The organism is Leptonema illini DSM 21528 (assembly GCF_000243335.1).
In the GTDB taxonomy this organism is placed as follows: domain Bacteria; phylum Spirochaetota; class Leptospiria; order Leptospirales; family Leptonemataceae; genus Leptonema; species Leptonema illini.
In genome coordinates this window covers 3,387,189-3,412,675 of the sequence record NZ_JH597773.1, presented here as the reverse complement: position 1 = coordinate 3,412,675, position 25,487 = coordinate 3,387,189, and the positions used below count along the sequence as shown (strand labels likewise).

The window sequence follows — 25,487 nt, the reverse complement described above, 5'->3', positions numbered from 1 at the left end:
CTGTTTATCGAAGCGCTCGACCGTTATTTGCCGGCAAGGAAGCCCCGGAACCAGAGGCCCGAATCCTTCACCGTGCGTTTCTGCGTTTCATAATCGACATGAACGAGCCCGAAGCGCGGACGGTAGCCCTCCGCCCATTCAAAGTTATCCGTGAAGCTCCAGATTATGTAGCCCTGCACGTTCACGCCTTCGTTCTTCGCTCGAAGCACGGCGCCGAGATAGTCCTGGATAAACTGCGTGCGTTCGGCGTCATGCACGCGATCGCCTGTAACGACGTCGGGAAAGGCCGCTCCGTTTTCGGTAACGTAGATCTTCTTCACGCCTTTATACGAGGCGAATTGCTTGAGAAGATGATAGATCCCGTCGGGGTAGATCTCCCATCCCATATCGGTCGTTTTCGGGCAACGCTTCTTCGCCGGAATCATACTGCCCCATACGTAAGGAATAAAAGGCGACCAGCGAATGATCTCGCGCGAGTAATTCTGGATGCCTATAAAATCGAAATCGAATTTCATGCGGCTGTCGTCGCCCTCTTTCTGGAAGGCATCCAGCTTTTTCAGAAGCGGAAGCAGCTTTGTATTATAACCGAGGCCCAGGCCCGTTTCGACGAACATGCGATTCATCAGATAGTCGTAGCGGGCCGCCGCCTGAGCGCTGAAAGAACCGGCCGGCTCAATCCATGAACAGGAGTAGGTCGTGCCCACCTCCGCATTCGGACAGTTCGCCTTAGCGATGCGTCCGCCTTCGCCCTGCGCCAGCGCCGTATGATGCACGGCCGGCAGATAGTTAGACGGACCCTTGCGACCCGGCGCATGCTGTCCCAGCATATAACCCAGCGTCGTGAAGGCGAAGGGCTCGTTCAGGATCATCCAGCGTTTGATCTTTGATCCGTATTCCTTCGTCGCGAAATCGACGTATTCGCAGAAGTGCTCGTAGGTTTCGCGAGACGTCCAGCCTCCGCGATCTTCGAGCGCCTGCGGAAGATCCCAGTGATAGAGCGTGACGGCGGGCTCGATGCCGCGGCTCAGACATCCGTCGATCAGGCGATGATAGAAATCGACGCCCTTCTGATTCTTCGCACCGGAACCCGTCGGAAAGATGCGCGGCCATCCGATGGAGAAGCGATAGAGCGGAAGCCCCATCTCTTTCATGATGTCGAGATCTTTCTCGAACAGGTGGTAATGATTGCAGGCGACGTCGCCCGTCGAGCCGTCGTGGATCTTGCCCGGCGTATGCGTGAAACGGTCCCAGACGGATTCCCCTTTGCCGTCTTCGTTGTAAGCGCCTTCAATCTGATAGGAGGCGGAGGCCGCTCCCCACAGGAAATCTCTTCCAAAATCGGATCTTTTCATAATTGAACGAAGATTATAGAAACGGAGCGCCGCCGTCAACCCTTCTTGCCAGCCATGCGAACCGGGCGATTCCGGCTTATGGCGCAAAAGAAAAAAGAGGGATCGGCAGACACTGCCTCGAATCCGTCCGCAGCGAATCTTTCATCGGATGAATCGTCATTGGATCATACGTCACCCGGCAAGATATCATCGAGTAGTATTCCGTTGGGCACTCTGCCATACGAGATGTTCGAGAACCGACTGCGCAAGATGTTGCGTCATAACGGACGCTGGGCGCGCAGACAGAGTATCGAGGCCTTTCGCGTCTATGATAGGGATGTGCCGCAGTTTCCGATCATCATCGATCGTTACAGAGACGATCTTGTCGTCTCTATTCTCGAAAAGACCGACGCACTGCACGCGAAAGAAGACTGGCAGACCCGCTCTCTTGAAATCATAGCGAACGTCTTTGAGATCGATCGCTCCCGTATATTTGTAAGAATCCGTCAGCGTGTTGAAGGTGGGACGCAGGGCGCAGGTCAGAGCGCGACCGGCGCCATCAAAAAGTCGGAGGTCGTCGAAGCCGGACTGCGCTTTGAGATTCATCTGTCGGGCCATCTCGATACGGGCCTCTTTCTCGATCATCGCATCACGCGTTCTCTTGTAAGAGCCGAGGCGGCGGGCAAACGCTTCCTCAACCTTTTCGCCTACACCGGATCGTTCTCGGTCTATGCCGCCGCCGGAGGAGCGTTAACCACAACGACGGCCGATCTCTCGCCCGTGAATCTTGAATGGGCGGAGCGTAACATGAGATTGAACGGCTTCACGGGCCGGGAGCATCGCTTTGTCGAAACCGACCTTTTAAGAGGCCTCGACGACTTCGAGCCGAGAAGCTTCGATCTCGCCGTGCTTGATCCGCCGACCTTCTCGAAATCCCGACGCATGGTGCGTGATTTCGACGTGGCGCGCGACCATCCTGAGATGATTGAACGCACGCTTCGCTTGCTTGTGCCCGGTGGCGTGCTTTACTTCTCTTCGAACTTGAAGAAGTTCAAGATACAGGCGGATCAGATCCGCGGCGCTGAGATCAAAGACATCACCGCGCAGACCGTACCGCCGGATTTTCGGATGCAGCGTCCGCATGCGTGCTATAGGATTGTGAAGAAGTGATAGGGGAGGGAAAAAGGAAGGCAGGTTAACCGCGGAGGGCGCAGGGGACGCGGAGAAGAGAGGAGAATCCGGAGGTTAACCACGGAGGCACGGGGGAGATGGGGGAGAAAGAAGGGAAAGTAGGGAAGGTGCGGAGAAAGGGGGAGGAGATGAGAAAGTATTTCGCCGTGATTTTTGCTCTTGCAGTTCTTGGTGCTTTGTTGAGCCTGTTGCTGTTCGTTCCCAGTCCGATCTCGGGCGGTCCTCTGGCAGAGAGAATGCTGATAGAGCTGGGTATCCACCCTTTCGAGAGAGCGTTGATTCTGGTAGGTTCTCTGTTTGCGCTCTTTTTCTCGACATCAATCATGTTCTACGCATGGATTGATATACTATGCCAGGATTCGAATATATCGAGAATTCAGATTTTCATGATGTGCTTCTTGCCAGTTATAAATACATACACGGCACCGGCAATGATTCACAGCCACTGGCCGACTGATCCAGGTCGGGCGTTGAACATACTGCTCTGGAGCTCAAGACTATCTGCGATGGTAGGCTACTGGGGCTCGATTATAGCAAATACAATCGAAGGTTATTTTTATCCGTTAGGGAGCGCAGGACACGCGGTTAGTAGCATTTTAAGTCTATTGGTAATCCTTTTCTTTTTCGCTCAGCCGGTTCTTGTATGGTTATCATCGAAGCAGACGCCGAAAGAGGAGGTGGATTAAATCCAGAACCGGGGATGTGTCTCGGTGAAGGGAAGGTTAGTCGAGGGCGCTCGAAGGCAGAGAGACGAGCGTGCTTGCGATGGTGCGGCGGGAAGGCGAACAGGGGGCGGCCAGAATTTTCCTTGACTGAGCTGTTACACAGGAAAGGATGAAGGGCGGTGCGCAGTATTCAAAGAATCGCAGCATCACGATTTGCAAGAGTCATTTTAATGACCGTACATTGAAAACGCAAACCTCAAGGCGGATATCTGTATGGAAGCTGTCCTCGTTTTACTGGCGCTACTATTTGCTATCATCCTGTATTGGATTCGTCGCTCGCCAGCCCTGAAGGGCGCTTATGGCGAGGCGAAGGTAAAACTCGCCGCCGACCTATTCCTTAATAACAGCGACTATCGCCGGCTGGACAATGTAACCTTGCCGATCGGCAGCAGAACAACGCAAATCGATCATGTGCTCGTTTCCATTTATGGAGTCTTTGTAATAGAGACGAAAAACATGGAAGGATGGATATTTGGCGCAGCGAATCAGCGTCATTGGACTCAGGTTCTCTATAAAAAGAAGTTCAAATTCCAGAACCCTTTGCGGCAGAACTACCTGCATGTAAAGGCTGTGCAGTCGGCTTTGAGAGTACCGAAGGCTTGCATTCATTCTGTCGTCGTGTTTGCGGGCGGTGCAGAGTTGCGAACTCAGATGCCGCAGAACGTCACTCATATCAACGGGCTCATAGGTTATGTACGCTCCTTCGATCGTCCTGTTTTCACGGCGGCCGAGTGTGATTCGATGGTGGAGCGTTTGCAAGCCGGGCGCTTTTTGCCGACAACTTCTACTGAAAGAAGGCACGTGGATAGCCTGAGGCGAAGCGACGTCGCAACGGCTATGGGCATCTGTCCTCGATGCGGTGGAAGGTTGGTCCAGCGGACCGCTCGCAAAGGCCCGTCCGCCGGCAGTAGTTTTCTGGGTTGTTCTGCATATCCAGGGTGCAAGTATACGAGCCCCATCGGCTGAGGTCACGACAGTCGACCGTTCTTGCATCATGCAAATTGAAGGTTCAGCCTGCAATCTGCAAAAACCGAGGGATGGTTAAGTCCGGGAAGGAGGGGAGGGCCAGGTCGGCCCGATCGTGGAGAAGCCAGTGTGTTGGAGAAGGCAAGCCGGGACGTTAGTCGCAGCGGCTTGACGGCGGATGGGCGGACGTGTGGTGACGGTGCGGCGGGGAGGCTGAGCGAAGGCGCTCGACGGCGGAGAGGCGAACGTGCTTGTGACGGTGTGGCGGAGAGGCGAGCGCGCTTGTGACGGTGCGGCGGGGATGCGAACAGGGGGCGGCCAGATTTTTCCTTGACGGAGGGGGCGCAGCGTCTATGATGAAGGACGCCGTTTATTGTGGTCTGTCGCGAATGAATAGGCCAGAGCCACTGTAGGAGAACGTTATTGCCCCCGGTCATTGTCGTAATTTTCGGCCTGCTCGTCGTCGGCGTTATCATTGTCACGGTACGGGCGAGGCGTTCCCCTGTTCAGCAGATAGAGCATGAATATTTCGATCGGTTATGGATCTTGCCTCCAGGATCGTATGCGCGCTGGGAAGCCGAACTCGACAATAGCATCGCTGGTATCGATGGAAAGGTAGGCTTCCACTCCGAGGTCCGCCAGGAAGCTGACGAAGCTGAAGGGCCAACGGAAAAAGAGACCGCTTTCTGCAAGGATTGGATGTCGAGACTTGATGACCTGTTTATGCTAACGAAGCCGGCGATTGAAGAGGCATGGAAAGATTGGGTGAACAGCGAGATGCCCACCGACTGGAGAGATGTTCTGTCGCTTGATGGAATCTCGGTGCCCGCAGAAGGTGATTTTTTGAATCCGTGGGGTGTTACGTATTTTTGTAAACCGGCAGGGCATTACTTTTCCATCGAGATTCGCGAGGGAGAGGCGATTCTGGAATCTGTAGATGGCTAACGCGACTGTAGCATTGCCGCCGGGTGCCGCTGGAGTTTGACACAGGAAGATACAACGTGGTTGAAGGAACGATGAAGGATAAAGGATTGAGGGCGGCTTTTATTCTTTCGGTTACCCTATTCGTCTTCAACGCTATGCTTAACGTAGGACCACCGTTTCTCCCTACATATGGCTATGTATGGGTCATCGAATTCTTTGCTCTGAAATCGAAAGGTATCGATGTTTTTGGGGTGGGCATTATGCTTTTTTATTTCTTTGGAACATCTTCCATGTTTTATATATGGATCCGACGACTCTGTCGCAATCAGGAGATATCGAGAGCTCAGATGCTCCTGACTTCGTATATCCCTATCGTAAACATTTTTACGGCGCCTGCCATGATTCACAGTCACTGGCCAGGACCTTTGACTGAGATAGAATCCACAACACTATGGACCAGTCGGATTGCAGTCTTGATCAATATTCTGCTAACCGTTGCCTCCGGCTTTATTTATGTAATCTACCCCGAGTTGATAGAGTACAAGCTTGAAATCAGCGCTGCTCAGGCAGTGCTATTGTTCTACTTTTATCTGGCCCAGCCCATCCTTGTATGGCTATCGTCGAGGCAAATGCCGAGGGATGAGACGGATATTTTGGACACCCGATAAACTGTGTATTTGAAGGTGCATCCAGAGCTGAGGGCCTGATGAACAGAAGAGAAATCCGAGAGCAAACAATCGTGCAATTGAAGAGTTCAGGAGTAGAAATCCCTGCTCATCTGCCTCTGTTGGAAGCTGATAGTGAGCTGTCTCCAAAAAATGGTGACGATGTAGCACGAAAAAATAGCCGCACTTGGAATGGTGATTGGCATGGGGTACGGCGCCGATCATGCGGTTCTTATTGATGGTATAGAAAGCGCCGATCTCTGGCCCTATGTAAGTCCCCGAGAGGCTGAACGACTTAAGAATTCTTCCCTGGTCTCAGATCAAGACCGCATTGATTTTCAGTGGTTAGCTGAATGCGTTTGTGCCTTTGCATGGTGTCTTGATATCGTGGAATTGAATCCAACATGCTCCTGTCCTGATAATTTTGCCAGCCTTACTGTTCCAGGTAATAAACCGGCCGAGTTTGTGAAGAATAGGTGCTTGAGGCCGATGACCGAAATACTACAGCAGGCGGATTTGCACTATTGTTTGCACTGGCATGAACGACAGCGACGTCTTGAAGGGCTCGATGGTCTTGTCGGCGAAGGTATAGTATGGGAGCGAAGACGCGCTCTTGACTGGGTGATTGGCGTGTCCGAAGACTGGGATAATATGCCAGCCGATACGTAAATAATGTCGGACATTGAACGCAAGCTGGTGATCGTCGACAGTACGGTCGAAGGGAACCTTTTTTGTCGTGGACCTGTCTGACTGAACAAGCGATAACGTACTTGCGAGAGAAAGCAGACGAGCCCACCCACAGGAAAAAATATGACACGAGTTCGAGTTGAAAGCTTCTCTATATCGTTAGACGGATTCGGAGCCGGTCTCGATCAAAGCCTCGATAATCCGCTCGGTATCGGCGGACCGGATCTGCATCAGTGGTTGTTCCCTACGCGCACCTTGCAGCGTGCTCTCTTTGATAAAGACGGCACGACCGGTGTTGATGACGACTTCGCTGCCCGCGGCTTCCAGAACGTCGGAGCGTGGATTCTCGGGCGCAATATGTTCGCGCCGACGCGCGGCCCCTGGAGCGATATGAGCTGGAAGGGTTGGTGGGGCGACAGTCCTCCCTATCATGTTCCCGTATTCGTCCTGACGCATCATGCCCGTCCGCCGATTGAGATGCAGGGCGGCACGACCTTCCATTTCGTAACCGAGGGCATTCACGAGGCGCTTGATCGTGCGCGCAACGCCGCTTCCGGCAAGGATGTGCGTATTGGAGGCGGGGCGAACACCATCCGACAGTATCTGCGCGAAAGGCTTATTGATGAGCTGCATATAGCGATCTCACCGGTGCTGCTCGGTCGAGGCGAGCCGCTCTTCGAAGGCATCGATCTGCGGGCGCTGGGTTATGAATGCGTGCAGTCCGTAGCATCTGAAAAGGCGGCGCATATCGTTTTGAGAAAGGGTTAGAGGGGAAGGCCGGTAAAAATGCGAATAGTTTCGTGGAACTGCAATCGTTCCTTAGGCAAGAAGCTTTGCAGGGTAGGGGAGCTGGAGCCGGATCTACTGATCGTTCAAGAATCAGAAAATCCTGAAATGCAACCAACAGCTTTTCAGGGCTATTGTTCCCTGTGGGAAAAATCCGACAAAAAAGATGGAATTGGCATTTTCACGCCCAGACCTGGAGTATTGACGCGGCTTGAATGGAGCGGCACTTTCGCAATGAAGGGTATTTCGAACGGTAGCCCTGCGTTGTCATGGTCAACGCAGGATCTTCATCAGTTTATTCCTTTTACATTCAAGAGCGAGCTCACCGTTCTTGCCGTTTGGACCAAGGAAGCCAATTCTGCATCCTTCGGATATATCGGGCAATTCTGGAAGTTTCTACAAATACATAAGAATGATTTGCCACGATCAAGGACCATTATCGTGGGCGACTTTAACAGCAATGCGATTTGGGATAGACCTGACCGATGGTGGAATCATTCAGATGTAGAGCGGGAGCTTGCAAGCCTCGGCTTTCAGAGCTTGTATCATGTTAGCAGGAATGAAAAGCCAGGTCGAGAATCCATGCCTACACTCTACCACAGAAAGGATCCAATCAGACGTTATCATATCGACTATGCTTTCGTGTCAGAAGATCTGATTCCGAGAACGAGTCTTCAGATTGGCGATAGAGATGATTGGATCAGTTTGAGTGATCACATGCCGCTGATTATTGATATAGATGTATAGCGGTATCGGCCTGCTGACGTGACCATCGTCCCATCAAATCCTTTGATGAGAATGCCCACCCCCTCCCATGGCCAGATATAAAGAAAAAGCATCTATTTAAGGCGTTTTCTTCCATTTTTCGTGACTTCTGACCCAGAAAAACGATGTATTTTTTCTGGGTCGATCTCTTTCCTCTCCGTGGCAAGAAAAGGCCGCCTAACCTCCTCTCGAAAGCCTCACCTTGATAGCGCTGAAGGCGGCATTTCCCGAGAATTCGTCGAGCTGACGATCGCTTGTGAGGTCGTTGATGCTCGCCCCCGGAAATTTCGTGGCGACGTTTAGCGCCGTACCGGGGCGATGATGTCCGAAGCCGTGAGGAATGCTCACGACGCCTTTCATGATGCCGTCCGAGATTTCAGCGGGCAGGGTGATTGTCGCTACATCCGACTCGACGGTAACGGCGTCTTCTTCGTGAATGCCGAGCGCCTGAGCGTCGTCGGGATGGATCATCACCGTGCATCGATTCTTGCCGGCCATCAGCTTCGGAAGGTTATGCATCCACGAGTTGTTGTTGCGCAGATGCCTTCTTCCAATTAGCAGAAGCGAGGCGTCCTGCTCCGAGGTGTCCTGCGATAAAGCGGCCGCCTGAAATGATTTTTTCAAGCGATCGAAATCGGCGAGCAGCTCGTCGGGAACAAGCCGTATCTTTTTATCATCCGTGCATAACCTTGCAGGAAGACAGGGCTCAAGCGGACCGAGATCGACTCCGTGCGGACTCTTCTGTAAAAGCTCAAGGCTCATGCCCATGGCCCTCGGTCCGCTTTCTCCGTAAGGACCGGCCTTCAACGCATGATCGATAAAGGCGGCAGGAGTCATCCTCGTTTTCACGAGATTATCGGGAAGCGCTTTGTTCGAGCGCACAAGCTCAATACGTTTCGTGAGATCGGCGAAGATCTCATAGTCGTGAAGACTGCCTTCCTCGGGCTCGAAGATTGGCCTGGAGTAATACGCCGTATTCCTGACGGCGAAGACGTTGAAGATGAGATCGTAATGATCATGCTCCAGGGTCGACGTTGGAGGCAGTATATAATGCGCATGTCGCGTCGTCTCGTTCACATAAATATCGAAGCTTACCATCAGCTCGAGTTGTGAGATCGCCTTTTCGAGCTGTCGACCGTTCGGCGTGGAGAGTACGGGATTACCGGCCGTCGTGAAAAGAGCCCTGACCTGGCCTTCGCCCGGCGTGAGAATCTCCTCGGCAAGAACCGATACGGGCAGCTCCTCGCTGAATTCGGGTAACGCTCGCACGCGGGAGCGATATCGGTTGAAGCTTCCTCGTGCGCCGCCCATCGCCGAATTCGGATCGACCATGTCGACGGCGGGCAGCGTGAACATCGCACCGCCTCTTACGTCTATGTTGCCTGTCAGAATATTGATGCAGTTGATCAGCCACTGGCAGATTGATCCGAAGGCCTGCATCGAAACTCCGACCCTTCCATAGCAGACGGCGCCCTTTGCCTGTGTGAACTCGTCGACTAACCTTTCTATCGTGGATGCGGGAACTCCCGTCACCTTTTCCACTCGATCGAGCGCAAACTCGGCGGCCAGGGTTTTAAGAGTGCTCAGATCGTTTTCGGTATAGAGACCGGTCTTCCTGATCAGATTTTTCTGGAAAAGGGTGTTAACAAATGCCAGAAGAAGAAAGGCGTCCGTTCCCGGGCGAATAAAGACATGTTCGCTTGCATGCTCTGCCGTTTCCGTGCGCCGCGGATCAATGACGACGTATCGGCCGCCTCTTTCCTGGATGGCCTTGAGCCGCTTTTTGACGTCGGGCACCGTCATCAGGCTGCCGTTTGAGGCGAAGGGGTTACCTCCGATGATCAGAAAATAGTTCGTATGATCGATATCGGGGATGGGAATCATCAGCTGATGTCCGAACATCAGATAAGAAAGAAGCTGATGGGGTAGCTGATCGACGGAGGTCGCCGAGAAGCGATTCTTCGTTTTCAGGGCCTTAGAGAAGCGATCGCCGAACAGCATGGAGCCGTAGTTATGCACCGTCGGATTGCCCGCATAAAAGGCCACTGCATCGTGGCCGGATCGCTGCTGAATCTCGACGACACGCCGGGCGATATCAGAGAGCGCCTCGGTCCACGAAACCGGTACCCACTGATCGCCGACTCGCTTGATCGGTCGTTTCAGGCGATCGGGATCTTCGTGCAGGTTTTTTAGCTCGGGGCCTTTCGGACAGATGTGACCTCTGCTGAAAGCATTCTCGCTGTCGCCTCGAATCGATATGATCCTGCCTTCGTCGATCTCAAATCGCAATCCGCACATCGCCTCGCAAAGCGGACAGGTTCGGAAATGTATTTCGCTCATCGGTGATCCCCCAACCGGCTGATAGAACCTGTCTGACACTCGATTCCCCGGAATGCAAGCCTTTGTTCGGATGTTTTTCTCTGTACTCGAAATGCCTCAGCCGCAAATTAGTTGAAAGGCCCGGTCCGTAAGCTGTTTGCTGTAAAACCGTGATCCTGCTTATCGCATCGTCCCTTGCCTTGATTCTCGGCTTCTCAGAGCTGCTTGTGCGCGAGCGCAGCGCGAAGACCTATATCTATTCGGGCATCCAGATCTCTTTTGCCGTTATCCTGCTGCAGGGCCACTTTCTCTTTTATGGCGGCCTTGAAGAGCGGCTGTGGCTTTTCAGGCTTGAGATGCCGTTTACATGGGCGCTTGGTCCGCTTGTGCTCGTTTATTGTAAGATGGCCCTTGAGAACCGTCGTCGTCCGACGCCCTCCGACGTGGTCTATGCCGTGCCCGTTCTGCTGGCCGTCGTGGCGCTCATTCCACTTTATCTGCAGTCTCCAGATGAGAAGATTGCGGTGATTCAGTCCGTTCGTACTCTGCGGTTGGAAGGGGCGGATGTCGGCGTGCTCATCTTTCTTCTCGGAGCGAGCTACAGCGCCGCCTGCGCCCTTTACGCCGTCGGCCTCGTTTTGAAAAGCTCTCCGCGCGAAAAATGGCTTACCGATTCGGCCCTGCGTCTGATTCTGCTGATCGGATGCTCGACCGTCTTTCTCGGTGTGTTAACCGTGCTTTCCGTTCTGCTTCGGTCGATCCAGTTGACCGAGATTGTTCTTTTCATCGTCGCCTTTTTCGTCATCCTGATGCATGGCCTGAGCCGCCGCAATCCGCATTTCTTTTTCGACCTTGTGCTTGCCGCTCGGGCAGAGAAGTATCGTTACAGCGTCTTGAAAAATCTCGATCTCGATCATATCGAGGCAAGCCTGCGCCGGCTCATGGAAGACGAGCATCTCTATAAAGAAGAGGATCTCGATATGCCTTCCGTCGCCTCGCGGCTCGGTCTGCGTCCGCAGCAGCTGAGCGAGTTCTTTAACGGCTATCTGGGCATCAGTTTTCATGCCTTTCTCAATCGATATCGCATCGCCGATGCAAAGCGTATGCTGCTCGATCACCCCGATCAGACAGTGCTCTCAATAGCCTATGAGTCTGGCTTCAATTCAAAGTCTTCTTTTAACTCGGCCTTTTTAAAAGAGACGGGAAAGACGCCGACGCAATTTCGACAGGGCTCTCCCTGAACGAACCGTTCGTTTCTATTCGGATGGCTCACGTCCGTATGTTTTTTTCGTCCGTCTGTATCCATTCGGTCGATGTCGTTTGAAAATCGGAGCATACTGAACGCATGAAGTTCAATGAGTTCCGCATTCTGATGCGTTCTTTACTGCCGATCCTTGCAGGGGCCCTGCAAAGAGGACAGCTCTTTCGTCCGGCCGCTGTGCTGACCGAGCCCGATGCCGATATCCTCTGCGAGTATGATGTACGCATACCGATGAGCGAGGGCTTCTTTCTCACGGCAAATGTGTTTCGTTCGAAAGCTGCCGCTGCGCGCGGCGAAAGGGTGCCCGTCGTGATGTGTGCCCATCCCTACGATAACAGCCTGATTCCTGCCTTGAAAAAGACGCCGCTCTCAGGACCACCGAAGCAGTACCGGATGATCCGTCAATGCGGCGGACGTCCCGTCTTCTCAACGTTAACCGGATGGGAGGCGCCCGATCCGGACTTCTGGGTGCGACATGCCTACGCCGTCGTCAATCTGAATCTGCCCGGTTATGCATCGAGCGAAGGGCCGCCGAGCGTCTTCTCAAAGCATCAGAGTCGCTGTTACGGCGAGGCTATCGAGTGGGTCGCCGCTCAATCCTGGTGTGACGGCAACGTGGGGTTAAGCGGAGTGAGCTTTCTCGCCATCTCGCAATACTATGTGGCCTCGAAAACGGCGTCGACTCCGCCGGCGGCTCTGAAGTGTATCGCTCCGTGGGAGGGCATCAGCGATCCCTATCGCGATCTGCTCATGAACGGCGGCATTCAGGAGGTCGGATTCCCCGTTTTCTGGTGGCAGACTGAGATGAGCGAAACGATTCGCGGCGGTGAGCAAGCCATCATCGAAACGGAGGGCGGCCTTCCGCTATCATGGACCGAAATGCATCCCTTCCTTGATGAGAACTGGAAGGCAAAGATTCCCGATCTGGAAAGCATCGAGCTGCCCATGCTCGTCGGCGCCTCTTTTTCGGATCACAGCCTGCATACGATGGGCACTCTGCGAGCCTTTGAGCGGGCCCGGTCGAAGCAGAAATGGTTATACACACACCGAACGGGAAAGTGGGTCGCCTATTACTCCGACGAGGTGAAGCAGCTGACGCTGGATTTTATGGACTGTTTCTTGAAAGGCAAAAAGGATCGATTCGAGAGCAGACCGAGGGTAACTCTTGAGGTGCGCTCAAATCGCGAGACCATTCACGAGAGACGATTCGAAAACGAATGGCCTCTGGCGCGCACGCAGTACAGGCCCCTTTACTTCGAAAATAGTGCTTTAACTCCGACGGCGCCGACGACCCGACAGGAGATCGGCTTTGATTCCCGGAATGAGACGCTACGCCTTCGTCACACATTTGACGTCGATACGGAGCTCAGCGGATACTTCGCTCTAAAGCTCTTTGTGGAATCGAGAGGGACCGACGACGGCGATCTTTTCGTCGTTCTTCATAAGATCGATGCGCGCGGTCGCATCGTTTATTTCAACGGATCGGTGGGATTGATTCATGACGGCGTCAGCCGCGGATGTCTGCGACTGAGTCGCCGCGAGCTTGATCTGAATCAGTCGACGCCGTTTCATCCCGTCCTCAGCGGCACTTCGCATCAACCGCTTCGCCCTGACGAGATCGTGCCGGTCGAGATCGCCATGCTCCCGAGCGCCACGTTCTTCAAGAAAGGAGAGGGTTTGTTGCTACTCATTGCGGGGCGCGAGATTATTCCAGCGCCTCCCTTTCAGCGCAGGGTTCCCGGCAGGAGGGGACGCACGATCATTCACACAGGAGGGCCGTTCGATTCGCATCTGCTGATTCCTGTTATCCCTTCGGCAGGAGCAGGCAGAACGGAATAAAATCCTTGCAACAGGCGGGCGGGCGTTATCCTGTCATTCAGGAGCCCGTCGTGTCTGCGCTGAGCGATCGTCGATCTGAACTTGTAGAGCGAATCCTCTCGCTTCAAGACGAGGACGGATGCTGGAACCAGCTCAGTCCTGGAGACAGGTATTATCCTGAGCTCAAGCATTATGCTCCGAACTATAAATCGACGCTCTGGACGCTGATCTTGCTTGCCGACATCGAGTGCGATCCCGCTCTGCCCGAGTTGCGCCGGCCTCTTCAGGCGATCACCGACCATTTCTTTGATCGCGAAAGCGGCGTGTATTCGATCGGGAAGTCGCATTTTCCCATCCCCTGTCTCAACGGCAATATGCTGTATCTGCATGGCTATTTCGGCCTTGAGTCGGATTATGACGATCGCGTCATTGCTTTCTTCGCGCAGTACCAGCGCTTTGACGACGGCGATTTCAAGACGCCGTCCGCTTTTCCGTATTTTCGCAATAAAAGCTGCTACGGAGCGCATACGTGCTACTGGGGCGTAACAAAGCTCTTAAAGGGGCTTTCGTTTCTTGCAGAGCGTCGACGTAAGAAAAACGTCAAGCAACTTATACAGCGATGTATCGATTTCATTCTGCTGCATGAGGTCTGTTACAGTTCGAGTGATCCTGCAAGGCTTCTCGCCGGAGGCGCGGACCAGTTAACCTTTCCAAATATGTACCACTCCGATTTTCTTGAGATCCTCTGGCTGCTGCGCCGCGAGGGACGCAGTGATTCGTCGATGAACAGGGCCCTCGATCTTCTGAAAAGCAAACGGCAGAGCGACGGCACCTGGCGCATCGAACGACGTATTCCCGATCTTATAACGACGGTTCGCAGCGATTTCTTGAGCGCCTGTATCACGAAAAGAGCAGAAGAGGTTTTACATGACGCCTGATGGTTCGGTTGCATGTAACAGCATGAAAATCATCGAAACGAAAGAATACTCCGACCCCTCGCTTTTCGACCTGTTTCTGCTTGCCGATCCCTCGCGCGCGATGATCGAACGGTACATCAGAGAAGGGCACACTTTTGTCGGCATGCATGAAGATCGAGTCATTGCGGCAATCGTGCTTTCCTTTACGGCATCCGATGTCGTCGAGATCAAGAATGTCGCCGTTCTGCCCGAACAGCAGGGAAAGGGCATCGGCTCGTTATTGATTCGATTCGCCATCGAATGGGCGCAGAAAAACGGAAGCCGGTCTATTGTTATAGGGACGGGTAACTCCAGCCTTACCCAGCTGAGTCTCTATCAGAAATTGGGCTTTCGAATGGATCATATCATAAAGGACTTCTTTACAGACAACTACGCAGAGCCCATCGTTGAGAACGGCCTGCTCTGTCGGGACATGGTGGTTTTGACGAGAGATCTTCAGCAGGCGAATGTGCCAATGACTATGATCCCCTGACATCCTCCGCTATACGCAGCAGCTCATGCTCAAGGCGTTTGATGTATTTGATATCGCCCGACATGCCATACAGCTGCATGGCTCCCTGGTAGTAGAAGAGTATCCGCTCGGCAAAGTCCGCCGTCAGATCTTCGTTAACCGGATGAGGCCAGCTCATGCGAAGCAGCTCGGTGCGAAAGAGCGTCGTCCAGCGATCAAGCGCCTGCCTTACCGTGAATGCGAGCTCGGGCTCGTCGTGCGTCTGATTGCTCAGGTTCGCAAGCGGGCATCCGTATCTGTACGAGGTCTTGATTCCACGTCGGACCACACGCATCCACGAAGCGATAAATTCGGCGTAGCGATCGTGACGCTTGATGATGCGCTCGATCGTCCCGAGAATAAAGGCCTCCTGCTCTTGCACGTATGCCTTCCCGAGCTCTGTTTTAGACGGGAAGTGAATATAGAGGCTTTTCTTGAAGGCGCCGGCTTCGCTGAGGATCTCGTTGATGCCCGTGTTCGGATACCCCTGCTCATAAAACAGACGACTGGCCGCTCTTAATATGCGATCCCTGGCCGGTTCTTCTATTTCGATGCCGCTCATATTCTCTTCGAAAGAGGCCTGTTCGGGCCGGATAGCTTTGCATTTCAGGTTTTTCTGGTAGACAGAATTGTCTACCAGAAACTATATTACCAGTATCAGGTAGACCGATCTGTCTACCTGATACTGGAGCCCTGGCCTTGATCTCGGGATCCGAAAAACCGGCATGGAGGATGTAATGACTGCCCTCAGCACAAAGACCCAGACGACGCTTCGCGTTCGGCGATCCGACCTGGACGTGAACGGACATGTAAACAATGGCACATACCAGAGCTATTTCGAAGAGGCCCGAATAGAAGCGTTTGAGCTTCTGAAACAGACCGATGAACGGCTTCCCGGCGACTTCGAAATAGCTCGGTGCGAGCTTGAATTTCGTAAAGAACTGAAATATCCCGATGAGGCGATCGTAACGACAGAGCTGTTAACCGATGAGCGAGGACGCTTTATCTCACAGGAGATCCTGCGCGCATCAGATTCAGCTCTGGTCACACAGGGCCGATTCTATCTGCGAGACGCCGAGGCGCCGCAGATCTATTATCGCCTTGAGGATTATCCGCATGCGGTCTATCACTCTGTCGACGTCGCCTGGCCTCATATGACGCCCGAGGCAAGAGTCGGATTGCATACGATCCAGTATTATCTTGACGATGCCCGGATTCGATCGGGCTATGCGACCGGCCTTGATATCGATTCGCTACAGGAGCAGGGGATCGGCCCCGTCGTGTACAGAGCCGAGATCGACTATTTTGCGCCGATGACGTTTCGAGACGAGCTTGTCATCGCCACCGTTTATGAGCGGGGCGAAAAAGGACGCCTTGCGTTCCGGCACGATCTCTTTTCGAAGTCTTCGCGTCGATTGCTCTTGCGCTCGCTTGTGCACGGACTCTTCATGGATCTGAAGCGCATGCGCCCCTATCGCTTCTCGGATGAGCAGCTGGAGCGCATCATGAGCGTGAATATGAAGTCTCCGTTTCGAGACGACGCAGCATCGGAACGGTGAAGTGTCGGCCGATCCACCGGTTCCAGAGCCAGCGCAGTTGCATCACTATCGTGAATCGAACCGGCGACAGCACGCCCTCGCGTATAAGTCGTTCTCGATCTTTGAAGGCGGCTAACTTTCCAGGATTGAGGATGCCGAAAAGCGTCCGTATCTGCGCATCCATAGCAAGACACTGCACAAGGACGGGTTTGCCGTCTCGGTAGATGACGATAGCCGGCATTCCATTGACGCTTGCCGTGTAGACCTCGCCCGATCCGCCCTTGCGCGTGACGCCGAGCAGAAGCGCCGCCACCGGAATGCGTCCGTGAACGACGCGCCGGGCCGCTCCGGCCACGCCGCCGCCGTCGGAATGGATCTGTGCGTCTTCGGCGATCACAGAGAGCAGCAGCTTCGCGTCGGCGGTGCTTAACGCCGTCAGATACCGCTGAAGAAGCAACTCCTGTGTGCGCGTAATCGAAACGGGCGCCTTGTTCACGTCAATGGAACGCCGCGCCCTGCTGAATATCTGCCGGCATGCCGCCTCGGATTTTTGAACGATGCCGGCGATTTCTGCATACGAATAGTCGAAGGCCTCTTTTAATACAAAGATCGCTCGCTCCACCGGCTTCAACTGCTCGAGCAGAAGCAAGAAGGCATGATCGATGCGATCATCGTGCAGCTCACTATGTAGCATCGCCGTCGGAACGGGCTCGGGAAGAAAAGGACCGATATAAACCTCGCGTTTGCGGCGAGCCTTCTTCCATTCGTCGATGCAGAGTCGGGTCGTAATCGAAACGAGTAGCGACTTCGCATCGCGAATCTTTTGATTGGACGAGGCCTTCCTCCATCGCAGATAACTTTCCTGCACGATGTCTTCGGCATCGGTCGCGCTGCCCATCATCCGATAAGCGACGGAGAAGAGCAGGCGACGATGTTCGAGAAAGATGGTCAGTTCGCTGTCTGTAATTGTCCCTGCGGCCATCTGAAAACCTTCCATCCTGTTGTTCTTTCGAGACGAAGCATGCGCACGGTATAACGGCAGACCTGTTCTTTAATGAATGCCGCCGATCGTCCGGTTATGGCGCGTTCTACGGGGCCGTCAAACGAATCTGTGAACTGGATCAGGCCGTCATTGCGTCCGAGGCTGATCGATCTGCCGGGAAATCCGAAGCGAAAGGCTCGTCTTTTTGCGCCTGCGAGATACTGTGATACCGAACCGGCCGCATGGGCGCCAAGCGGCATGGCCGTTACGCATCCCATACGCATGAAGCCGTAGCCTTCGGGTAACGCAATGGCATCGCCGGCGCCGAAAAGTCCGTCATAATCTGGCACCATCAGGGTTTCATCGACGAGAAGCTGATCCCGATCGTTGACCGGAAGGCCTGAGATCCTTGCAAGAGGCGAGCCGAAAAGGCCTCCGCTTTGAATCGTCATATCGGAGGGTAGCGTTCGACCATCGGCAAGCAGAACGGACGATGGGCGAATGGCCTGGATACGCGTATCTTCGAGCAGTCGGATTTGAAGACGCCGGAAGACCTTACGCAGGTGATTCGCCCCTTTTTGCGAGTACTCGCGATCAAGGTTCCCTGTATGCACGACTGTGATCGATAGATCGGGCCGGGCCTCGGCGAGCTCCGTCGAGGTTTCAATGCCTGTTAACCCTGCTCCGAGAACGACGACGCTTCCTTTTGCGGATGGCAGGGCTCGACGAAGGCGATCCGCCTCGCCGGGTGCTCCGATGCAGTAGCTGTTTTCGGCGGCAAAGCTCGGCCGGCCTTCGCTGCCGGGTGCGTAAATGAGCGCATCATAGGGTACGAATCCGCTCTGCGTCCCCACCGTCTTACCGACGGCGTCGATGCTCTCGATGCGATCGTGCAAGAAGGCTACGGGAGCCCTGAGCAGTTCGCGCACGCTCATGCGCGGAAGCGGTTGACCGGCGCCGGCCTGGTGGTCGCGAATGCGCTCCACAAAGGTTTCAGAGGCGTTGATCAGAGTAATCGAATAGCCTTCTTTCTTTGATTGGGCCGCAAGACGATTGGCGGCCAGAATGCCGGCATATCCTCCGCCGGCGATGACGATGCGTTTCATAGATCCTCCTGTCGTGCCCGATGACTTGCCTTTCGGGACCGACAGAAGGCAGACGAATAAAGGCGGAGGTTTGTGACACGACGAGAAAAAAAAGTGCGATCCAGAGGAGGCGGCTTGCCCGCGAAGGCCGGTGAGATCAGAATGGAAAAAAAAGGGCCGACAGGCGGAGGAACTGTGTTCAACGAATTGCTTGCGATGTATGAAGAGCCGCTCTTCTTAAAAGTTATTATCGGAACGAATCTGATCGCTCTTTTCAGTTTTCTGGCGATGAGTGTTCCGCTTACACTGCTCGCGTACTGGAATCCACAGTGGGTGCGTCCGTATCGTATTCAGAGCAGGGAGCCCCATTATGGCCGCCTGATTCGCGGCTCACTCATTCACCTTGGCCGGAACTTTGCCGTGGCCTTTCTTCTAAGCGTGCTCTCCTGGCCTCTCTTGCGGTTAACGGGCATCCATGATGGGCCTCTGCCTGCATGGTATGTCATCGTCGCGCAGGTGGTCGCCTTTGCGATTATCGACGACTTCCTGTTTTACTGGGCGCATCGGTGGCTGCATGAGATTCCTTTTCTATATAAGGCGGTTCATTCCATTCATCATCAGGTGACGACGCCGATCGCGATCACGGGTAACTATATGCATGTCGTCGAGTTCCTGATCATCTCGACGCTTGTCTTTGTCGGGCCTATCCTGTTCGGGGCGCATGTCATAACGATCTGGATCTGGGTCGTCGTCCGTCAGTGGGAGGCGGCCTCGCAGCATTCGGGCATCTCTGTTCCCTGGACGCCGACACATATGATCCCCCTTTATGACGGGCCGGCCTATCATGATTTTCATCATTCCAAGTTCTATGGCAACTACTCGTCTCTATTCTCGTACACCGATACCCTGTTCAAAACGAAATCAAAGAAGTACGACGAGTACCGGCGAACGAAGGATCGAGGCACCACGACGATTGAGGATCCGTTTCAGAAGATAAATCATTGACGAGTAGCGGTGCAGATGCCTACTTTCCGTTAACGGAGGCATTCTCATGAAAGTAGGCATTCTCGGATCGGGTATTGTGGCGAAAACACTCGGGGCCGGCTTTAAGAAGCACGGACACGAGGTCATTCTGGGAACGCGCAATCCCGATAAATTGAAGGAATGGAGCGTCCAGGGCGGCGCGATCAGCGATTTTGCCGGAGCGGCTGCCTTCGGCGATATTGTCGTTCTCGCGGTAAAGGGTAGCGCTGCGATGGATGTCCTGAAGCTTGCCGGCTCCGGATTAGAAGGCAAGCCCGTTCTGGACGCAACGAATCCCATCGCCGATCAGCCACCGGAAGACGGCGTGCTGCGTTTCTTTACTGATTTGAATCAGTCGCTGATGGAGCGCCTGCAGAGCCAGTTCCCGAAATCACGCTTCGTAAAGGTATTCAGCAGCGTCGGTGCCGGCGCGATGGTTAACCCCGGCTTTTCTGGCGGCCGACCGACGATGTTCATCTGCGGAAACGACGATGCGGCCAAACAGACGACGACGGCCATTCTCGATCAGTTCGGATGGGACGTTGACGATATGGGCTCTGCCGTCGCCGCTCGTGCCATAGAGCCGCTCTGCATGCTCTGGTGTATTCCGGGATTCAAACAGAACGACTGGATGCATGCGTTTAAGATGTTGCGGTGAATTCTTGACTATGTCCCAGTGATAGTTAGACTTTGAGGCGGGACCCACTGAATGCATCCTATGCCGAGATCCGCTCGTCAATCTTTTTATCCAGGAAGCTGTTTAAGAACTCATGGATATGAGTGTATGACCGCACCTTACGGAATTGTTCCTCCTGTGATAGCAGGAGACTGCCGACCCATCGGAGCACCTGGTCTGTCTGAGGCCTTGACCGTTTAACCCGGTTAAGCTGAGATCTGGGATTCGAGAATGCCGAATCGATCAGATTGGTTGTGTAAAAGGATGTTCTCAATTTCGGCGGCATATTGATGCGATGCAGCGTTAACAGTGCCTCTAAACCCTCCTGAAGACTCTGAGAGGCACTGTAGCTGATGGATTCGAGCCATGATAGAACGGACCGCATCTCGCTTGCGACATCTTCGTAACTGTTAGCGCTGAATGCCTGCTTGTATCTCTTGCAGAATTCTGCATGATACTTCCGTGGGAGCTTGGCAAGAACATTTCTCTGTTTATGAAGGTAGCAGAGTTGGATCTCTGCCTTCTTTCCGAAGAACTCTCTGGCCGCTTTTTCAAGTAGCCTTTGATCCATCCATGACGACAAGCACACGATCTGTGAAGCGGATATCACGGCTCTCGATTGATTGAAGGACACTGAGTGCGCTATCAGCATTCTCTGTAGACCCCTCAGAAATGCCCAGAAAATGCTTGTTTCCGGCCGTATCGACCCCGAGAGCAACGATTACGACAGAGCCGCCGAATACGATGCCATCAAGAACAATACACCAGAATGTCTGATCAGGAAACCTGCGTGAATTCAAATGATTGAGCGACTCACGGCTGGACTTCACAAACTCCCGCGAAACCGCACTCCGCGAAAGGCCGAGAGAGGCTTCTGTCTTTCTCAGCGTCTTTTCATAGTTCCGGGTGCTGATGCCCGCCAGCATCAGGCGCTCAACATGCTCGCGAAGATCAGAGCGATCCTGAAGGATCTCATATCGCTCCAGCTTCACCTCCTTGCCGTTACGTCGAGCTCTGGGCTTCTGGATGGCCACCCTTTCTCCATCGAGCACAATGGAACCTCGCTGGCTGCCGCCTCGATGAGCAAATCCACGGCCTCTCTTATGCTCCCCTGTCTTGCCGCATAACGTTTCGATTTCTTCGAGAATCAAAGCTCCTACGTAGCCGAGTGCAAATTCGCGCACACGGGAATCGAGGCTGGTTCGAATATAATCCCGAAACTCATCGGCCGCCAGGCTTTGTGTTTGACTGTTTTCTGCCCGTTCGTTCTTCTTCACTTGGAACCCTCCGTAAGGGAATGTGGTTGTTCGGCCCATTTTGGGCCAGGGTTCCGCCTTTTCAAACTCTAACTAAATTCGGGACATAATCGAATTCTTGACAGAAAGGGTTACAGGTTGACTGAGTGATTGTTAAAAGTATCAATGACTCTGGCATGAGGTAGCATCTATGAAAACAACGATTGATTTGCCCGAAGAATTATTGAAAGAAGCTATGGATGTCTCTCGAATTGACGACGAATCTGTCGTCATTCAGGAAGGACTTCATGCACTCATCAGGCGGGAAAAGATCAAGAAATTAAAAAAATTCAAGGGTAGTATTGACCTTGATATAGATATGAGAAAGCTTCGGCAGCGATGAAAACTGTTCTTGTTGATTCGTCAGTTTGGATCGATTATTTTCGACGAAAAGAATCTGAGTCTGGCGTGGTACTTGACTCTTTGATCGACTATGGGCTTATCTCTGTCAATGATTTGATCCTGGCCGAGTTGATTCCTTTTCTCCGGTTGAAGAGAAAAAGGCAGATAATAGAGCTTCTGATGTCTGTGGAAAGGCTGCCATTTCGAATTGACTGGGCCGAAATTATGGACCTACAGACTGCTAACCTCCGGCACGGAGTGAATAATGTGGGCATTCCTGATCTGATTATTTTGCAGAACAGTATTCAAAATAATGCGTCACTGTTTTCGCTGGACAAGCATTTTGCATTGATGCGGAAGCATATCAAGTTTGATCTCTTTATGCCTTAGAGCTTTTTTCTGCCGTCCGTGAAGGAATGCTTTTATGCTCACCTCACGCGATCACCAAGCCCGAGCAGGCATTGTTCGAGATAGAACTCCTCATCGCCGGCCGATTCAAACACGCCTTCGGGAAGCTCCTCTGAAAGAATGCCGCTCATGCGCGAACGAAGCGCCGGACGTTCTCGATCGAGATAGGCAAAGAGGCCGCCGTTGCGGATGGCATAGATGATCTCATCGAATTCCGATTCGACGAATTCGATGCGATGATTGAAAAGCAGCCAGACGATCTGGTCGCCTTCGCGCCGGCCTCTGTTCTGATGCGCGATCATATCACTGCGATTTCAGATCTCTCCCTCGAAAAGATCGATCTGCTCCTGAAGCTCCATCCATTCCCGTTCCATTTCGGCTAACGTTTTACTCACTTCTTCCATTGCCTTGTACTTTTCCTGATCGTAGGCTCCGGAGGAAAGGATCTGCGTCAGCTCGGCGCGCTTCGCCTCGAGCTCCTTCATACGCTTTTCCATATTACGCAACTCGTCCCGCAGTCGGCGAATCTCTTTCTGGCGATCCTTGCGTGCGAGATTGAGAAAACGCAGAAGGGCCTCCTTTTTCTCTTCGGGCCCGCCCGGTGGGGTGACGGGAAGCGGAGTATTGCCGTTGCGCTTCTCTTTGCGTGCCGGATCGACCGCCGTCTCGGCCGCTTTTTTGGCCACGTCCGAGATGCCCGATTCGAGCTCTTTTGCAATGCGGCTGCGCTGATAGAAGACGTAATCCTCGTAAAGGCCGGGGTAAAGGATGATGTTTCCGTCTTTCACCTCGATGATTTGCGAGGCGACCGTATTCACGAAGGTTCGGTCATGGCTGACGAAGAAAAGCGTGCCGGAGTAATCGCGCAGTGCGAGGGCGAGCAGTTCCACCGTTTCGAAGTCAAGGTGGTTTGTCGGTTCGTCAAGAAGCAGGATGTCGTTCTTCTGAAGCATCAGAGCGGCCAGACAGACGCGAGAGCGCTCGCCGCCCGACAGCACCTTAACAGGTTTGTCGACATCGTCGCCGCTGAACAGGAAGCCGCCGGCCATATCGAGGATTTCCTGTCGGTTCGCCGTAGTATCGGCCATGCGGCGCAGCGATTCAAAGACCGTCTCGTTTTCGCGAAGCGCATCGGAAAGGTGTTGGGCATAATAACCGAGTCGCTTGCTCGGAGCCCAGCGCATCGTGCCGCGCACGGGCTTGAGCACGCCCGCCAGCGTCTTGAGTAACGTCGACTTACCCTGACCGTTATCGCCGAGAACGGCGTATCGCTCGCCTCCGCCTAACTTTAATTCCACCGAGTCGGCGATGACCTTCTCGCCATAACCGATGTCCATCTCGCATTCAAAGATCGGACCTTTAGCTACGCGCACATCGGGGATCTTGATGCGGGCGGAGCGGCTTTTCTTTATGGCCTGCACGTCTTCGAGCTTCGCCGCCATCTTGAGCTTCGACTGAGCCTGTGTCGCTTTCGACGCCTTCGCACGGAATCGGTTAACGAAGTCCATGAGTTCTTTTCGTCGTGAGTCGATGTTCTTCTGCTGGCGGGCGAGCTGCTCCTGGCGCTCTTCGGCGTAGGCGAAATATTCCTGCACGTCTCCGGGAAAAAGCAGGAGCTCGTTCTGCGAAACCTCAAGCGTCATCTCGCACGTCTGCATGAGAAACTCGCGATCGTGCGAGATGATCATGTATCCGCCTTTCCAGGATTTCAGAAAGGCTTCAAGAAAGAGCTGCGTCGAAAGGTCGAGAAAGTTAGTCGGTTCGTCAAGAAACAGGAAATCCGGATTACGCGCAAGAAGCGAGGCAAGCTTGACCCGCATGCGATAGCCGCCCGATAGAGCGGTAATCGGAAGATCGAGCTGGTGCTGGTGAATACCCATCTTCGCCGCGACGCGAGAGCAGGTCCAGGGCTCTTCTTCGCTTTTGCGAATGAGATAATCGAGCACGGACTCCTCGTCGTTCCAGTTATCATGCTGTTCGAGAAATCCGAAGCGCATGGAACCGTTGAATATAATACTGCCCGTATCGGCCTGCTCGACGCCTTCGATCATCTTAAAGAGCGTTGTCTTGCCGGCGCCATTGCGTCCGATGACGCCGATCTTTTCGTTCGCCGGAACGGAGAGACTTAAATCTTTGAAGAGCGTGCGGATGCCGAATGATCGAGATAAATTCTGAATTGTGAAGGCCGTTTTCATGTTCCTGTTCCAGTTCTCAGATCGGCTCCGGCGGGGAAACTGAAAAAGGAATGGTCGTGTCGGACCGAGCAGGGCCTCTGGTGTCATGAAATCGGGAAAGCGATTCGGTCTCTATTCTATTCTGGCCTTCTTTGCCGTAGCGGCGGGTGCCACTGTCTTTTTTCTGTGGCAGAGGCATGCCGAACAGGAGCGATTGCAGATGCAGCGGCTTCTTGAGGCCGATGAGGGGGTTCTGATTCAGGTGCTTTTGCCCGCAGATCCGCTCGAATCCGGGTCTGAAGTTCTACAGAAGGCCGTGTCGGAGTTCCGACGTGACATAAAAGAGGGCTACAGCCCGATGAAAATCCTCGAAAACCCCGCTGATAACGAGATTGTCATGATCCGAATCCTGCCTGAAGGCGAACAGCAGCGCACCGGCGCCCTGATCCTTGACAACGAGCGGTCGCTTCAACCCGTGCTGACCGAGCTGCAGCCCCTCAATGAAGAGCTGACCGGCGTGCTCGAAAGGCTGATCTTTCGTCTCGAAGCGGTTACGGGCCCGGCCTTTCAGGATGACGCATACCGCACCTCTCTGGCCCGGGCCGAGAAGCTATGGCTGGAGCGCAGTGATCGAATCGAGGCGCTTGATCTCTGGATCTCAGACGAACGCCGCAGCAGGCGTTCCGCGATCAAGTCGCAGATCGTCGAGGCGCAGAACCAGCTCAAGACGCTCTCGCTTTCAGATACCGATGCTCGCGTTCCGCTGATCAAACGAATCCGTGAGCTGCGCGCCGAACTCGAATCGCTCCCCGTTTCGCTATCGCCGGCAGCGCAGGCTTTGCAGCGTTATCCGCTGCTGTATCTTGGCAGATCAGATGACACGTCGCTTTTCCTGATTCCGAAAGACGATGCGCAAAGAAGCGCTCAGATCGACCTCTATAAAAGATGGCTAACGCTTGAAAAGACCGGCCTGTTTGTCGCCATACGTGAGGATCTGAAAAACAATCCGACGCAGCGCATCGAGGTCAGAAGAAGGCGCTCGCTTGATCTGCCCTGATC

The 25,487-nt window shown here is 53.7% G+C and carries 25 protein-coding genes and 1 pseudogene; 18 read left to right on the top strand and 8 right to left on the bottom strand.

Translation table 11 applies throughout. The features are described from left to right. Positions 1 to 23 precede the first annotated feature (23 nt). On the bottom strand, positions 24 to 1,352 hold the full coding sequence (locus tag LEPIL_RS15650) for a GH1 family beta-glucosidase (RefSeq protein ID WP_002773893.1): 1,329 nt from the start codon (positions 1,350 to 1,352) through the stop codon (positions 24 to 26). Between the two features lie 78 nt (positions 1,353 to 1,430). Between LEPIL_RS15650 and LEPIL_RS15645 the strand changes: the two genes are divergently transcribed. From LEPIL_RS15645 to LEPIL_RS15610, 8 genes are all read left to right on the top strand, one after another. Further along, entirely contained in the window at positions 1,431 to 2,501 is a 1,071-nt protein-coding gene (locus LEPIL_RS15645) for a class I SAM-dependent methyltransferase (RefSeq protein WP_002773892.1), read from the top strand. A 98-nt stretch (positions 2,502 to 2,599) separates the two neighbouring features. Next, positions 2,600 to 3,208, top strand: a complete 609-nt coding sequence (locus tag LEPIL_RS15640) for a hypothetical protein (protein ID WP_002773890.1) — start codon at positions 2,600 to 2,602, stop codon at positions 3,206 to 3,208. A gap of 252 nt (positions 3,209 to 3,460) precedes the next feature. Further along, entirely contained in the window at positions 3,461 to 4,213 is a 753-nt protein-coding gene (locus tag LEPIL_RS15635) for a nuclease-related domain-containing protein (protein WP_002773889.1), read from the top strand. A gap of 423 nt (positions 4,214 to 4,636) precedes the next feature. Beyond that, positions 4,637 to 5,158 (top strand): hypothetical protein, encoded by a 522-nt coding sequence (locus tag LEPIL_RS15630; RefSeq protein ID WP_002773888.1) that lies wholly within the window; start codon positions 4,637 to 4,639, stop codon positions 5,156 to 5,158. Between the two features lie 71 nt (positions 5,159 to 5,229). Beyond that, complete coding sequence (locus LEPIL_RS15625) at positions 5,230 to 5,805, top strand: hypothetical protein (protein WP_040918977.1); 576 nt, start codon at positions 5,230 to 5,232, stop codon at positions 5,803 to 5,805. Between the two features lie 174 nt (positions 5,806 to 5,979). Next, entirely contained in the window at positions 5,980 to 6,471 is a 492-nt protein-coding gene (locus tag LEPIL_RS15620; protein WP_342742383.1) for a DUF4272 domain-containing protein, read from the top strand. A gap of 141 nt (positions 6,472 to 6,612) precedes the next feature. Then, positions 6,613 to 7,257: a dihydrofolate reductase family protein gene (locus tag LEPIL_RS15615; RefSeq protein ID WP_002773885.1), complete on the top strand. Its 645-nt coding sequence runs from the start codon at positions 6,613 to 6,615 to the stop codon at positions 7,255 to 7,257. An 18-nt stretch (positions 7,258 to 7,275) separates the two neighbouring features. Then, on the top strand, positions 7,276 to 8,022 hold the full coding sequence (locus LEPIL_RS15610) for an endonuclease/exonuclease/phosphatase family protein (protein WP_002773878.1): 747 nt from the start codon (positions 7,276 to 7,278) through the stop codon (positions 8,020 to 8,022). A 195-nt stretch (positions 8,023 to 8,217) separates the two neighbouring features. Here LEPIL_RS15610 and LEPIL_RS15605 read toward each other — a convergent pair whose 3' ends face one another. Then, positions 8,218 to 10,380, bottom strand: coding sequence for a molybdopterin-dependent oxidoreductase (locus LEPIL_RS15605; RefSeq protein WP_002773876.1), 2,163 nt, complete (start codon positions 10,378 to 10,380; stop codon positions 8,218 to 8,220). Between the two features lie 149 nt (positions 10,381 to 10,529). Between LEPIL_RS15605 and LEPIL_RS22400 the strand changes: the two genes are divergently transcribed. The 4 genes from LEPIL_RS22400 to LEPIL_RS15585 all read left to right on the top strand — a co-directional run bounded on the left by LEPIL_RS22400 (position 10,530) and on the right by LEPIL_RS15585 (position 14,887). Then, entirely contained in the window at positions 10,530 to 11,600 is a 1,071-nt protein-coding gene (locus LEPIL_RS22400) for an AraC family transcriptional regulator (protein ID WP_002773874.1), read from the top strand. Positions 11,601 to 11,704: 104 nt separating this feature from the next. Then, the gene (locus LEPIL_RS15595) at positions 11,705 to 13,459 is read left to right on the top strand and encodes a CocE/NonD family hydrolase (protein ID WP_002773872.1); all 1,755 of its coding nucleotides are present in this window, start codon (positions 11,705 to 11,707) and stop codon (positions 13,457 to 13,459) included. A gap of 50 nt (positions 13,460 to 13,509) precedes the next feature. Next, complete coding sequence (locus LEPIL_RS15590; RefSeq protein ID WP_002773870.1) at positions 13,510 to 14,376, top strand: hypothetical protein; 867 nt, start codon at positions 13,510 to 13,512, stop codon at positions 14,374 to 14,376. A gap of 22 nt (positions 14,377 to 14,398) precedes the next feature. Next, entirely contained in the window at positions 14,399 to 14,887 is a 489-nt protein-coding gene (locus LEPIL_RS15585) for a GNAT family N-acetyltransferase (RefSeq protein ID WP_040920464.1), read from the top strand. Here LEPIL_RS15585 and LEPIL_RS15580 read toward each other — a convergent pair. Then, entirely contained in the window at positions 14,874 to 15,467 is a 594-nt protein-coding gene (locus LEPIL_RS15580) for a TetR/AcrR family transcriptional regulator (RefSeq protein ID WP_002773866.1), read from the bottom strand. The two genes, LEPIL_RS15585 and LEPIL_RS15580, sit on opposite strands and share 14 nt — an antisense overlap. A 175-nt stretch (positions 15,468 to 15,642) precedes the next feature. Between LEPIL_RS15580 and LEPIL_RS15575 the strand changes: the two genes are divergently transcribed. Next, positions 15,643 to 16,464, top strand: a complete 822-nt coding sequence (locus LEPIL_RS15575; RefSeq protein WP_002773864.1) for an acyl-CoA thioesterase — start codon at positions 15,643 to 15,645, stop codon at positions 16,462 to 16,464. Here the strand turns inward: LEPIL_RS15575 and LEPIL_RS15570 are convergent. Together LEPIL_RS15570 and LEPIL_RS22395 are read right to left on the bottom strand one after the other, a co-directional pair. Next, positions 16,409 to 17,425, bottom strand: coding sequence for a sigma-70 family RNA polymerase sigma factor (locus LEPIL_RS15570; protein WP_002773861.1), 1,017 nt, complete (start codon positions 17,423 to 17,425; stop codon positions 16,409 to 16,411). The genes LEPIL_RS15575 and LEPIL_RS15570 overlap by 56 nt on opposite strands. Further along, on the bottom strand, positions 17,392 to 18,531 hold the full coding sequence (locus LEPIL_RS22395) for an NAD(P)/FAD-dependent oxidoreductase (RefSeq protein ID WP_002773860.1): 1,140 nt from the start codon (positions 18,529 to 18,531) through the stop codon (positions 17,392 to 17,394). The genes LEPIL_RS15570 and LEPIL_RS22395 overlap by 34 nt, the downstream gene beginning before the upstream one ends. 141 nt (positions 18,532 to 18,672) lie before the next feature. Here LEPIL_RS22395 and LEPIL_RS15560 point away from each other — a divergent pair, with 141 nt between their 5' ends. Beyond that, positions 18,673 to 19,515, top strand: coding sequence for a sterol desaturase family protein (locus LEPIL_RS15560; RefSeq protein ID WP_143464773.1), 843 nt, complete (start codon positions 18,673 to 18,675; stop codon positions 19,513 to 19,515). A gap of 46 nt (positions 19,516 to 19,561) precedes the next feature. After that, a complete protein-coding gene (locus LEPIL_RS15555; RefSeq protein ID WP_002773856.1) occupies positions 19,562 to 20,191 on the top strand; it encodes an NADPH-dependent F420 reductase in 630 nt (209 codons plus the stop codon). Positions 20,192 to 20,249: 58 nt separating this feature from the next. Here LEPIL_RS15555 and LEPIL_RS23060 read toward each other — a convergent pair. Further along, positions 20,250 to 21,486 (bottom strand): annotated as a pseudogene (locus LEPIL_RS23060) (IS256 family transposase). Between the two features lie 169 nt (positions 21,487 to 21,655). Here LEPIL_RS23060 and LEPIL_RS15540 point away from each other — a divergent pair. Both LEPIL_RS15540 and LEPIL_RS15535 read left to right on the top strand, forming a co-directional pair. After that, the gene (locus tag LEPIL_RS15540; protein ID WP_002773855.1) at positions 21,656 to 21,847 is read left to right on the top strand and encodes a type II toxin-antitoxin system VapB family antitoxin; all 192 of its coding nucleotides are present in this window, start codon (positions 21,656 to 21,658) and stop codon (positions 21,845 to 21,847) included. Beyond that, complete coding sequence (locus LEPIL_RS15535) at positions 21,844 to 22,236, top strand: PIN domain-containing protein (protein ID WP_002773853.1); 393 nt, start codon at positions 21,844 to 21,846, stop codon at positions 22,234 to 22,236. The genes LEPIL_RS15540 and LEPIL_RS15535 overlap by 4 nt, the downstream gene beginning before the upstream one ends. A gap of 38 nt (positions 22,237 to 22,274) precedes the next feature. On the opposite strand, the gene LEPIL_RS15530 is transcribed toward LEPIL_RS15535, so the two are convergent. Together LEPIL_RS15530 and LEPIL_RS15525 are read right to left on the bottom strand one after the other, a co-directional pair. Next, a complete protein-coding gene (locus tag LEPIL_RS15530; RefSeq protein ID WP_002773851.1) occupies positions 22,275 to 22,556 on the bottom strand; it encodes a hypothetical protein in 282 nt (93 codons plus the stop codon). A 12-nt stretch (positions 22,557 to 22,568) separates the two neighbouring features. Beyond that, entirely contained in the window at positions 22,569 to 24,449 is a 1,881-nt protein-coding gene (locus LEPIL_RS15525) for an ABC-F family ATP-binding cassette domain-containing protein (RefSeq protein WP_002773849.1), read from the bottom strand. An 85-nt stretch (positions 24,450 to 24,534) separates the two neighbouring features. On the opposite strand from LEPIL_RS15525, the gene LEPIL_RS15520 reads away from it, so the two are divergent. After that, positions 24,535 to 25,485 (top strand): hypothetical protein, encoded by a 951-nt coding sequence (locus tag LEPIL_RS15520; RefSeq protein WP_002773846.1) that lies wholly within the window; start codon positions 24,535 to 24,537, stop codon positions 25,483 to 25,485. Positions 25,486 to 25,487: the final 2 nt, after the last annotated feature.